This window comes from Listeria aquatica FSL S10-1188, assembly GCF_000525795.1.
Lineage (GTDB): Bacteria > Bacillota > Bacilli > Lactobacillales > Listeriaceae > Listeria > Listeria aquatica.
The window spans coordinates 93739-105789 of sequence record NZ_AOCG01000009.1; the positions used below are offsets into that span (position 1 = coordinate 93739).

Consider the following 12051-nt stretch of genomic DNA (forward strand, 5'->3'; position numbering starts at 1 on the left):
TTTCTTTCCTAGCAACAAAATAACTATTTACAAAAATTTTTTTTTAACTTTTTTGATTATAAATAAGAAACTTTTCAGTCGAAATACATTTTTAATTTTGAGTATAAAAATGTATTTCGCTAGTGTTGGACAAAAGAAAAACGTCTAACACCAACGATGTTAGACGTTTCTTTTATTTAATGTTTGTGAAAACCCGCTTATCAAGCCAGCCAATTGTTTTTCCATCGATTTGGAATTGATAGTAAGTAGAACGTGTTGTTTTCGCTTCACGAATAATGGAAACTTGCTTATTTTGGTATGCCGTTGCTTGATTAATAAGTTTTGTGCCAAGTGATTTATAAGGCTCCGTCCAAGCAGCATTTCCAACTACGTTTGTAACAGTTCCTGTCAGTTGAACGGATTTATTGTACTCAACGTTGTCATAAATATCAAATGCACGTTGGTCTAACCAACCAATCGTTTTTCCGCCAACGCTAAATTGATAATAGGTGCCGCGATCAGTCACTGCTTTTTTAAGCAATTGCACTTGATTGTTTTGATAAACAGACGCTGCATTGACACGTGTTGTTCCAACCACTTCATATGGTTTACTCCAAACGGCGTGTCCAGCTACAGTCGAAATTACCGCTGGTCGATTTACAACTTCTTCACTTTTAATCGTACTATAAAACTTAAATGCTTTTTTATCTAACCAACCAATCATTTTTCCGTCAATTTGAACTTGATAATAGGTGCCACGAACAGTCTTCGCTTCACGAAGTAGTTTGACATCTTTTCCAGCATAAGTGGATGCACTTGTTACAAGCTTAGATCCAGTAGAGAAATATGGAGCTGTCCAAAATGCATTTCCAGTCGTATTGACAATTTTTGCATCTAAGTTGACGGCTTTATTATATTCAACAGCATCATATAGCTTAAATGCGCGTGTGTCTAGCCAACCCGTCGTTTTGCCATTAACTGCAAAACGATAGTACGTACCGTGTTGTGTTTTCCGTTTTTGATCAAGAGTTACATCCTTGTTTTGATAATTCGATGCTGCTCCGATTTTTGTTAGCCCTTGAATTTTATAAGCTTCTGACCAAACCGTGTGACCTGAGGTTTGATTAACTTGAGCCGTCAAGTTTACTTTTTGATCACTAATAATGCTGTCAAATTCGTAAACAGTAAAAGCTCGTTTATCAAGCCAACCTACTACTTTATCATTGATGCTAAATTGATAGTACGTTCCGTGAGCCGTTTTTGCTTCACGCTCAATTTTTACTTTCTTTATTTAGCATAGCCATCTGCTCTTGCCACTTGTGTACGTCCATACACATTATAAGGTTTCGTCCAGATAGTGTGTCCTGAGGTTGTTGTGATCTTTGCTCTTGACACAAATGCTTTATTGGATGTTTCTGTATCATAGAAAGTAAGTGCTTTCCCATCAATCCAACCAACAACGTTTCCGTTTATTTTGAATTGATAATAGGTACCTCGTTTGGTAGCCGCTTTTCTCACAATTTGAATATCTTTATTTTGATAATTACCAGCCGCACCAACAAGTGTCGTACCTTTTACTTTATATGGTTTTGTCCAAACAGCATTCCCACTTACATTTGTAACTTTTGCATAAGCAGAATACGCGGATTCAGATAGAATGGAATCATACAATACGTCATATTGATCAAGGTTATAGGTTTCTACTAAGTTAATCAACTTATTTGCATATCCTGGATCGGTTGCGTACCCAGCATTTTGAAGTTCTTGAGCAGCGACTTTATAATTGGGTGCATCAAGCACTTTTTTATATCTGTTTTTATCCCAAGATACTCCGTTTACAAATAGTAAACTATGATCATGCACAGATTGTTGCCAGTTCGCATATTTACGGAATTCAGCATTAATTGTAATCCATTTTCCATTTACATACTCAAGCGTTGGCATTAGTACATAGTTTCCGTTGTATCTGCCCTTCATACCAAAAAGATTATTTCCCTTTTTTAGTCAGTTCAGATTTCCCCCAGCCAGATTCTAAAATCCCTTGTGCTAGTGTAATACTTGATAGGACTCCGTATTTTTCTTGGCTAGCTTGCGCAAGAGGTGCAAGCGTATTGATGAATGTTTGATTGGCATTTGTTGCCGCTATAGCAACATTTTCTTCTCCAAAAGGTGCAACAGTAGGAATCATCGTCAGACTGCTCGCTAAAACTAAGCCAGTCATGGCAATTTTCATTGCCTTTTTTTTTCGTCATTTCTTTAAACCACTCCCTAATTCTTGTGTTCTGTTACCATTGTATCAAATTGTAAGAAGTGATTTTGTTACAATTCAGTGACATCGTAAAAATCGAACTTTCAGATTAGAACCGTGCTAAATTTCCTACCTAAAAAAATACTTTATTCCCCAAAAGTGCTAGTGATTTTTAATCTAGCTAGGAATATACTGCATAATTAAGCGGTTTATGCTACAATAATGGCAGAGTTTTAATACATAAACTATCATTAAAAGCAAGGAGAATTTTTATGAAAATTTTAGCAAACAAAATTATAACCGATTCTGCTAAAAAAGAATGGATCATTTCCATTCCTAAAGAAATGATAATAGATGAATTTTTCGCCTTCTTCAAAGTAGAAAATGAAACCGAAGAAATCACTTATCCAGCAGTGCAACATAAACTCTTATTCGAAGAAAAAGACAATAACTACCTCATCACTGTACCCCATGAACTCGTTGCACAAAATTCTATCAGTGGCACGACAACTTCTTGGCGCTTTAGCGGAAAAACAAAAGACCAGTTTGTCTCTATCCATACAGATGGTCCACTACAATTTAATACCTTTCAACTTCCTAAGGATTTGTATGACTATCATTTTGAATTCCCTGAAGCAGTCCTTACACTTGTCTCTGAACCTAAAAAATTTAGTGTACAACTAAATGATCTTGTGCTAGATGAAACAACAGCAAAATTAAATTTTGAAGTAAAAGCTGATTTCGAACTGAACGAGCTCGATGCGGAGTTAGTTTTTGCCCGCCGAGTTAATCCATATCTTTACCTTTATTTCGAACAAGAACAAGCTTTTCCAATCACTATTTCAAGCGAAGAAAAAATCGAATATACGCTTCAACTTGCCGAGCTCGATACGAATTTCCTTGTGGATAATTCCAATAATCTAGATGCTTTACTTCGTTTCAAAAATGACTGGCATGTTTCAAAAAAAGAATTTATTCAAGCGAATCAAGCTAAGAAAAAACAAATTGATAAGAAAGTATTCTTAAAAGAAAAACCTTTTACTTCGCTTGAGTCCTATGTTACTGGTTCTAGCCGACTTTCTTTTTATTTTCGGAAAGAATTACAAAAAGAGGCGCAACTTGCTGAGTATCGTGAAACATCGGAGGGCTTCCATTTTCGCTTCTTTTTCAAAGATCAATTGGAAGCCCCTCGGCTAGTTTTTAAACAACGGAACAAAAAGTTTCGTACTTCAGAATATACTTTAAAAACGGAATTTATGATTAAGAAAAAATTTCAAAGTTATAGTTTAGACCTTTCTAAAGAACAGCTTTACCCACTTCAAACCTATCAACCGAATGAAGATTGGGATGCTTTTATCCGGTCAGATGGTAAGCCAGATTTCCCGTTGTTCGTTCCTAATCAAGTGTCATTAGAATCTGATTATCACGCAATTCATGGAGGTACGTATTTAGTGCGCCCGCAAAAAGCAGCGCTAAGCAACTTCAGCTTCCAGTTTCGTAGTGGACCGAGTGCGTCAGGGCGAGAAGTGAAAAAACTTGTTATTTTTGGCTCCGTAAGCGATGCAGCTTTTCGTACAGAGCCCTATTTCAATCCAGATGCAAACTCCTTTTTCGAAGTCGATTTTGTTCAAAAAGATACTTCGTTTATCTCTACTATGACCGAAAAATACCCAGCAAGAATGACTTTATTCTCTTCAGCTGATTTTAGTGAAATTGCTGATTCTGATCGTGAAAATGCTGAACGAGATGCAGAAAAAAACTTCTTTTTGAAACTGCGTTTATCTGAGCCAGATTATGTTTTGCTAGATGCTTTTACAGATGTAACTCGTCCGGTGCTTTGGTTTAACCAACATGCCGCCTTAACCTATTCAAAAACAATTGAAACAAGCCAATTGGCTGACAAAATGCCTTTTGAGCGTCTGTTAACGCATGATAATACCGAAGCATATTTCGAAGAATGGCGAAAATATGCGAAGGAATTTCTTGAGCAACTAAAAGAATTCGTTCCAGAAGATCGAATCATTTTAAACAAAGGTGGAACTACGCTAAACTATCTAGATGCAAATGAGAAAAGCGTACCATACAAGAATAAAATGGCCATTGAATTGAAACAATATTTCTGGGATCGCCTCAATAATTTTATTCTTTCTGTCATCCCAAATGCACGTGTCATTGATTTTGAATCTAAAAAATACACAGGGAGTAGTAACAATCCTCTAGGTCACTCCTTTGTCACTTTTGAAGAAGCCTACTATAAAGATTTTCTAAAAGAAATGATTTATCTATCTGAAACTCCAAAACAATAAAAAAGAATGACCGCAAATTGCGGTCATTCTTTTTTAAAATAGGCCGAGGAATGATTTTCCAAGCGAAATCAACGTTCCGAATAGCCCTGTTCCAATGACAATCCCTGTAAGAATGATCTTATCTAGCCCGCTCAATTTGTACTTGCCTAGATTAGGATTCGGGTAGCGCGTTTTAGGCGGATTCTTCTGTTTCGCCTTTTTTTCCAATTGATATTCCTTCTTAAAAGACCTTGGCTGATTGTTAAACCATTTAACAAATTCATCATATAAAACAGCCACGTCAGCAGATGGCCCTACTTCTCGAACTTCTCCGTAGTGCATCCAAACAATTCGATCACACAAGCTTTTCACTTGTCCAAGTGAGTGACTAACGAAAACAATCGTTTTTCCTCGCGCTTTAAATTCTTCAATTTTATCCACACATTTTTGATAAAAAGTTTGGTCCCCTACTGATAGAGCTTCATCAATCACAAGAATATCAGGGTCAATATGTGCTGAAACAGCAAAACCAAGTCGAGAACGCATCCCACTCGAATAATTTTTCACAGGTTGATTGATAAAATCACCAATATCCGCAAAATCAATAATATCTGGAATCAACCGTTCAATTTCACTATTTTTAAGTCCATGCATCAAGCATTTCAAACGAATATTTTCAATCCCTGTTAGCGGAGCTTTAAAACCTACATTGATGGCAATGAGAGAAGCTTCTCCGTTCACTTCTACTTCACCATCAGTCGCTGGAATGACGCCAGAAATCAAATTAGAAATGGTCGACTTTCCCGAACCATTAATCCCAATCAGTCCGACAGATTCCCCTTCATAAATTTTAAAGTTAACATCTTTCAGTGCCCAAAACGAATCAAAAGACTTCTTCGGCTGAAACAGAGCTTTGATATGATCCGATTTATTTTGGAATAAATCAAATTGCTTGGAAACATGATTGAAAGCGATTTTTACTTTTTTACTCATCAGATACGTCTCCTTTTAAATAAAGTCTACAAATCTTTCACGGAATTTCATGTATAATGTGGAGCCGACAACTAAGAAAAATGCTGTCAGACACCAAAAATAAAGCGTATAGGATGGCATTTCAAAAAACCATTTATTCATAAGAAATGAGTCTCTAAAGCCATTTACAAGATACATGAATGGGTTTAGCTGTAAGAGATTTGCTGCCCAGTGAGGAAGAAGCGATGGAATATTCCAAACGATCCCCGTTAAGTAAAAGAGTACACGCATAACACTTTGTAAAGCTAAATTATAGTCGCGAATTAAAATCATAACAGTCGCATTAAAAAGTGAAAACGCGAATAAAAAGAAAATCATCGCTATAAAATAATAGATAAACTGGAACCAGTAGATGGTAATTGGAGTCCCTTTTAATAAGAAAATGCCGAGCATGATAACAAGCATAACGACAAAGCTCATTAAGTTAGACACAATTGTAATACTTGGCAAAATGCTCATTGGGAAATTCATTTTTGAAACCATATTAATTTTATTAAAAATACTATTTGTTCCTTGGAGTACGACACTGTTAATAAAAAACCATGGTACGATTCCGGCAAGCATCCATTCGAGGAAGCTGACATTTCCTGCAATCATTTGTGAACCACGGAATCCGTAGCCGAACACAAGAAAGTAAATAGCAACTTGTATCAGTGGATTTAAAACTTCCCACAAAATCCCGAGATAGTGACTTTGGTAGCTTGCTCGATCTTCATAACGAGCAATTCGGAACATCATAGGCGTATGTTTCACTTGTTCTTTTAAAACTTCAAACACTTGTTTCACAAAAACACTTCTTTCTCAGATTAGTCAAAACAAAGATTTTTATTTCATTGCTATAAGCATCTCTCCTAACCGAACTTACCCGTTTCCGATGCTTTTGCTTACTATGACGTATGTCAATTCTTCCATTTCGTGCAAGTTACAAGATTTTGGGTAGTGCTTTTTCATTTGAAACACTACCCTATGTAAAGTTACCCTAAAAACACGATTTTGTAAAGCGTTATTCCAAACTTTCAACTAAAAAAACAGGTGCGAGGAACCCCTCGCACCTGCCTGTGTCACTCATTTAAATTCGGCTTACTTCCATCAATAGATCACCTGATTCAATCGTATCTCCGTCAGAAACATAAATCGTATTAACTTCTCCGTCGAACGGCGCTTGAATCGTTGTTTCCATCTTCATTGCTTCTGTAATCAGAAGAGAATCGCCTTTTTTCACACGTTGACCTTTCTTCGCCACTACTTGGATAACAGATCCAGTAAGAGTTGCCCCAACGTGTTCTGGGTTCGTTGAATCAATCTTACGTCTTGCGATCACAGTTGATTGAACGTTGAAATCTTGGATATTAATTTCACGTGGTTGTCCATTTAATTCAAAGTAGATCACACGTGTTCCGTCCGCAATCGGTTCTCCGATGGAATTCAGCTTGATTAGTAAAATTTTTCCTTTTTCAAGCTCTACTTGCGTTGTTTCTCCAAGTCGCATTCCTTTGTAGAAAGTAGGTGTGTCAAGCACCGTAACATCCCCGTACTTGTTGATCATTTCTTGATAGTCAAGGAATACTTTTGGATAAAGAATATATGCAAGAACGTCTTTCTCAGAAGGTTCGTAGCCAATCTTCTCCTGTAATTCTTTCTTCACTGCCACAAAGTCAACAGGGTCCATATTAGCTCCTGGGCGATCACTTAGCGGTTTTTGTCCTTTTAAAATAATTTTTTGGAGTTTTTCAGGGAAACCACCATACGGCTGTCCAATTTCACCTTTGAAAAATTCGATGACAGAATCAGGGAAGTCAAGCGACTCACCTTTTTCGTAAACCAATTCTTCAGTCAAATCATTTTGAACCATAAAGAGCGCCATATCTCCTACTACTTTGGAAGAAGGTGTCACTTTGACGATGTCTCCGAACATTTGGTTAACAGTCGTATACATTTGTTTCACTTCATCCCAACGATCACCAAGACCCACTGCTTTTGCTTGTTGCTGCAAGTTGGTATATTGTCCGCCTGGCATTTCATGAATATAAACTTCTGTTTGCGGTGAATTAAGAGCATTATCAAAATCCTTGTAATATTTCCGAACATCTTCCCAGTAGTGGTTAATGATCTGCGAGTTATGTGCATCTAAATTCGTCTGACGTTTTCCGTTTTGAAGCCCGTAGTAAAGTCCGGTCATGCTTGGTTGACTCGTTGCCCCACTCATTGCACTGGACGCCACATCAACGATATCCACACCCGCACTAACAGCAGCTGCATATGTGTAAATACCATTTCCGCTTGTATCATGGGTATGCAAATGGATAGGCACATCAACAGTATCTTTCAGTTCATTAATTAAGCGATAAGCTGCCTGAGGCTTGAGTAATCCGGCCATATCCTTAATCCCAAGAATATGTGTTCCTTGCGCCACTAATTCTTTCGCCATGTTTTTATAATAATCAATGGTGTATTTCGTCCGCGTTTCGTCATCAATATCACCTGTATAGCAAATCGCTGCTTCCACCATTTTGCCTGAGTCACGAACTGCTTCAATGGACACTTCCATGCCTTTAATCCAGTTCAAACTATCAAACACACGGAAAACATCGATACCAGAATCTGCTGAAAGCTTCACGAATTCGCGAATCACATTATCTGGGTAGTTTTTGTAACCCACTGCATTGGCCCCGCGAAGAAGCATCTGGAACATAACATTTGGAATTTGTTTCCGAAGGGTTTCAAGTCGAACCCATGGATCTTCATTTAAGAAACGATAAGCAACATCAAATGTCGCCCCGCCCCACATTTCAAATGAAAACATATTTGGAAGCAAGTGTGCCATCGCATCGGCAATTCGGAAAATATCCTTTGAACGCACCCGCGTTGCAAGTAAGGACTGGTGAGCATCCCGGAGTGTTGTATCTGTCAGTAACACTTCATTTTGCTGTTTAACCCAATCTGCCACACCAAGTGGTCCCTTTTCATCCAGAATTTGTTTCGTCCCATTTGGAATCGGCTCATCATATGGAATTTTCGGCACGCGAGGTTCATCAGAAACCGGCTTTTCTTCTTGCTTAATCCCTGGAAACCCATTTACAGTTACGTTACTTATGTAGCGCAACGTTTTCGTTCCTCGGTCCCGTACATGCGGGAATTTAAAAAGTTCAGGCGTTGAGTCAATAAATGATGTATTGTAGTTTCCACTGATAAAGTCAGGATGGCGAACTACGTTTAATAAGAACGGCACATTCGTTTTCACGCCACGAATTCGAAACTCAATAAGATTCCGCACCATTTTACGAACAGATTGTTCAAAAGTCATTCCCCAAGTAGAAAGCTTAACAAGAAGCGAATCATAAAATGGCGTAACAACTGTTCCTTGGAAACCATTTCCAGCATCTAGACGCACACCGAATCCACCTGTTGAACGGTAAGTATTGATTCTCCCTGTATCTGGCATAAAATTATTAAGTGGATCTTCCGTTGTGATCCGGCACTGAATCGCCGAACCATTGATTCGGATTTCTTCTTGTTTTGGAATTGCAACAAGTTGGTCGTGCATCGAGTAGCCATCAGCAATATAAAGCTGACTTTGTACAATATCGATTCCTGTGATCATTTCTGTAATCGTGTGTTCAACTTGAACACGTGGATTCACTTCAATGAAATAGAAATCTTCTCCTTCAACAAGAAATTCAACCGTACCGGCATTTAAGTAAGAAACATTTTTCATTAATTTAACAGCAGCATCACAAATTCTGCTGCGAAGTTCCGTTGTAATAGCATTACATGGTGCCACTTCCACTACTTTTTGATGGCGACGCTGAACAGAACAATCCCGTTCAAACAAGTGGACAATGTTGCCATGTGAATCTCCTAAGATTTGCACTTCAATATGCTTCGGATTCATCACACATTTTTCCACATAAACTTCATCGTTCCCAAAAGCAGCTTTTGCTTCTGAGGCAGCTCGGTTAAAAGCTTCTTCCACATTTTCTTCAGCTTCAACAACACGCATTCCACGTCCGCCACCGCCAAGAGAAGCCTTAATCATAAGAGGATAGCCATTCTCTTTCCCAAATTGAATAACCTCTTCAATTCCAGAAACTGGTCCATCACTACCTGGAATAACTGGAATCCCCGCTAAAAGCGCTTGTTCTTTAGCTTTAATTTTATCGCCGAACATATCTAAGTGTTTCGATTTTGGACCAACAAAAATGATGCCCTCTTCTTCACATCGCTTTGCAAATTCAATATTCTCCGAAAGGAATCCATATCCAGGATGAATAGCGTCAACGGAAGCTTCTTTGGCAATCTCAATTATATTTTCAATATCCAAATAAGCATCAATCGGTTTTTTCCCTTCCCCAACTAAATAAGCTTCATCCGCTTTATATCTGTGGAAAGCTGCGGTATCTTCTTGTGAGTAAATCGCTACTGTCTTGATTTTGAGTTCAGTGCAGGCACGCAATACCCGAATCGCAATCTCACCGCGGTTTGCAACAAGCACTTTTTTAATTTGATTCATAATTTTCCTCCTAACCAACACTCCGCCTTTTTAAGCGTATCAGCCAAAACACTCGAAAGAGGTTTAAACGGCTTTGCTTTTTTTAATTTTGTGTATCTTCTGCTTATTTCGTTCTCTGGAAAAACGTCAGCAATAGGATGCAAGATATACCCCTAATTATAGTATTAAAAGGTACCAAAAGTAAATTGTTTTCTCCTGACATTGAAAAACTATTCAAAAAAACACATACATTTTCGTTTATCCACCCACTAAACATTCGTAAAAAAAGAAAACACTTTTTCCAAGCAAAGTGTTTTCTTTCGCTATTCTTGTTTGCCATATTTTCGTTTATAGTTGGAAAACATCCCAATATTAAGCACAATGCCCATCAAAATCGAAAGCACCATGAGAGACGAACCTCCGTAACTAATAAAAGGAAGTGTCACCCCTGTAATCGGAATCGTTCCAGATGCTCCGCCCAAGTTGATAAACGCTTGAATACCAATCAATCCAGCGGTCCCATAACAAATCAAAGAGCCGAATGGATTGTCTGTACGAAGTCCTGTCACAATCGTTTTAAAGATGATAAAAAACAGTCCAAAGAGCACAAAAAGCACTCCGAAAACGCCTAATTCTTCTGAGATTACAGCAATAATGAAATCTGTATGAGCTTCAGGCAAATAGCCTAACTTTTGTACGCTTTGCCCAAGTCCTTGGCCGAAAAAGCCACCAGAACCGATCGCATAATAAGAGTTAACTAATTGATGCCCGGTCGTTCCTTGGTCACGAAACGGATTCATAAAGCCAGTAAATCGTCCGAGACGCGTCGGTGAAATGATTTGGGACTGGATATGATCCGGTAAAAGCAAAACAATAAGCGTGAGCACAACTAAAATTCCAATACCAAGCCCGATAAGTTTTAGCATGCTTTTAAGACGCATGCCTGAACACAAAATAATACAACAACCCGTAAGAAAAATAATCATTGCTGTACCAAGATCAGGCTGTATAGCAATTAAAAAGCAAACAAAAAGCTAGGAAAAACACAGGAGGTAATACCCCTCTGTTAAAATCATCTATGTAACTTTGCTTTTTCGCATAGATAGCAGCCAAATAAATGATGACGGAAATTTTTACAAACTCCCCTGGTTGAAGAGAAGCAGCTCCTAGACGAAACCAGCTTTGCGCATTATTTGCGGCATGTCCAACAAAAAAGATCATCAGTAACAGTAATACCGAACCAAACATCATTGGAATCAAAAACTTATTTTTTTTGAAAAAACATGATACGGAAAAAGAGCAAATCCAATAAAAAAAGACGAGGCTAATGCACAAGTTTTTCACCTGACGAACATAATAAAAATCAGCCGGTAATTCATGACGATAGGCAAGCGACCAGCTTGCACTATAGACCATAACTAGACCGAACAAACAAAGTAAAATATAGACAACAATTAGTGAATAGTCATATGACTTTAAAATTCTTTTTAACATATCCCTCTTCCAATCCTAGTTGTTCCTCGAAAGCCCATTTTTTCTATTATAATGAAAAAAATGCCTCGTGAAAAGTAATCGCCTCTCAAAAGCAAAGAATTTTAATAATAAAAAAGCGTCCGCAAAAAACGCAGACCCTTTTTTTGGTTATTGTTTATTCATCGAGAGCTCATGCAAAGTTGATAACTCTTTTTCAAGCGTTGCTAAAAGTTTCTTGCCTTCTTCAGCTTCAAGAAGTCCTAAACGAATAGCAAAATTAATTTCCCGTGACAAACCGTACATTTGCGTATCCAATACTTCTTCATACGCTGGGCACTGCGGCAATGTTAAGTTATCCATCTGAACTTTAATGAGCTGTAGTATTCGCTTCGCATCTTCTTTTAGTAACTCCACCGCCTGATTCCGATGATCCGTTTGATCCATCACAGATGACCCCCTGTCGTACGCGATAAACGCTTAATCTACTCTTTCTATACCTAAAAGTATAAGCATAAAAAAAACAGTCTGCAAATGCTTTCTATTCA

The 12051-nt window shown here is 37.9% G+C and carries 8 protein-coding genes and 2 pseudogenes; 1 reads left to right on the forward strand and 9 read right to left on the reverse strand.

Features of this window, described 5'->3' with window-relative positions:
- Window positions 1-172 precede the first annotated feature (172 nt).
- The 4 genes and pseudogenes from MAQA_RS14175 to MAQA_RS14455 all read right to left on the reverse strand — a co-directional run bounded on the left by MAQA_RS14175 (window position 173) and on the right by MAQA_RS14455 (window position 2212).
- A complete protein-coding gene (locus tag MAQA_RS14175; RefSeq protein WP_036072726.1) occupies window positions 173-1120 on the reverse strand; it encodes a GW domain-containing glycosaminoglycan-binding protein in 948 nt (315 codons plus the stop codon).
- Between the two features lie 90 nt (window positions 1121-1210).
- Window positions 1211-1270, reverse strand: a pseudogene (locus tag MAQA_RS16760) (hypothetical protein); the annotation flags it as partial.
- Window positions 1267-1956, reverse strand: a complete 690-nt coding sequence (locus tag MAQA_RS14180) for a GW domain-containing glycosaminoglycan-binding protein (RefSeq protein WP_149023334.1) — start codon at window positions 1954-1956, stop codon at window positions 1267-1269. The gene MAQA_RS14180 and the pseudogene MAQA_RS16760, both read right to left, overlap by 4 nt.
- Window positions 1957-1966: 10 nt before the next feature.
- Window positions 1967-2212 (reverse strand): glucosaminidase domain-containing protein, encoded by a 246-nt coding sequence (locus tag MAQA_RS14455; protein WP_149023335.1) that lies wholly within the window; start codon window positions 2210-2212, stop codon window positions 1967-1969.
- A gap of 287 nt (window positions 2213-2499) precedes the next feature.
- Between MAQA_RS14455 and MAQA_RS07510 the strand changes: the two genes are divergently transcribed.
- The gene (locus MAQA_RS07510) at window positions 2500-4533 is read left to right on the forward strand and encodes a DUF6270 domain-containing protein (protein WP_036072728.1); all 2034 of its coding nucleotides are present in this window, start codon (window positions 2500-2502) and stop codon (window positions 4531-4533) included.
- A gap of 33 nt (window positions 4534-4566) precedes the next feature.
- Here the strand turns inward: MAQA_RS07510 and MAQA_RS07515 are convergent, their stop codons facing one another.
- The 5 genes and pseudogenes from MAQA_RS07515 to MAQA_RS07535 form a co-directional block, all read right to left on the reverse strand.
- Complete coding sequence (locus tag MAQA_RS07515) at window positions 4567-5505, reverse strand: ABC transporter ATP-binding protein (protein ID WP_036072730.1); 939 nt, start codon at window positions 5503-5505, stop codon at window positions 4567-4569.
- A gap of 15 nt (window positions 5506-5520) precedes the next feature.
- Entirely contained in the window at window positions 5521-6330 is an 810-nt protein-coding gene (locus tag MAQA_RS07520) for an ABC transporter permease (RefSeq protein ID WP_036072733.1), read from the reverse strand.
- Between the two features lie 283 nt (window positions 6331-6613).
- Complete coding sequence (gene pyc / locus MAQA_RS07525; protein WP_036072736.1) at window positions 6614-10054, reverse strand: pyruvate carboxylase; 3441 nt, start codon at window positions 10052-10054, stop codon at window positions 6614-6616.
- 302 nt (window positions 10055-10356) lie between these two features.
- A pseudogene (locus MAQA_RS07530) lies at window positions 10357-11527 on the reverse strand (FtsW/RodA/SpoVE family cell cycle protein).
- 147 nt (window positions 11528-11674) lie between these two features.
- Entirely contained in the window at window positions 11675-11950 is a 276-nt protein-coding gene (locus MAQA_RS07535) for an Fpa/YlaN family protein (RefSeq protein ID WP_036072738.1), read from the reverse strand.
- Between the last annotated feature and the right edge of the window lie 101 nt (window positions 11951-12051).